This window comes from Staphylococcus pasteuri (assembly GCF_030547725.1).
Taxonomy (GTDB): domain Bacteria; phylum Bacillota; class Bacilli; order Staphylococcales; family Staphylococcaceae; genus Staphylococcus; species Staphylococcus pasteuri.
In genome coordinates this window covers 1-347 of sequence record NZ_JAUOQO010000099.1, presented here as the reverse complement: position 1 = coordinate 347, position 347 = coordinate 1, and the positions used below count along the sequence as shown (strand labels likewise).

The 347-nt window shown below is 48.1% G+C and carries 1 protein-coding gene; it reads right to left on the bottom strand.

What is annotated here, in order from left to right; translation table 11 throughout:
• Nucleotides 1-31: 31 nt before the first annotated feature.
• Nucleotides 32-347, bottom strand: a 316-nt coding sequence (locus Q4528_RS12960) for a cysteine hydrolase family protein (RefSeq protein ID WP_303521890.1), incomplete at its 5' end; no start/stop codon positions are given.

The following is a 347-nucleotide window of genomic DNA, read 5'->3' as shown; positions in this document are numbered from 1 at the left end:
CTGTAAACCGGTTGGCGTTTTACGGTCGGCTTCAAAAAAAAGCAGAGTAGCTGTCGATATGCTGATGATAACCTTTACGAACAATAAGCTCGGCGGTGGGCAGATCTAGCTCATCTACTAATGCCGCATCATCTGTCCCTTGTACACAGTGATCGGGCCACAGCACTTGTGTACCATAGTCTAACTCAGTGGTTTCGAACGGTTTTTTTGTGTCGTAGCTTGATGCAAATGAAGCATGCTCGGGCGTATGCCAATCTTGAGTAATCACAATGTTATCGAACGCAGGCGCTAGATGATTGATTACTGGGACCACCGCTTTTCCATCGGCCACAGGCAAGGTGCCACCA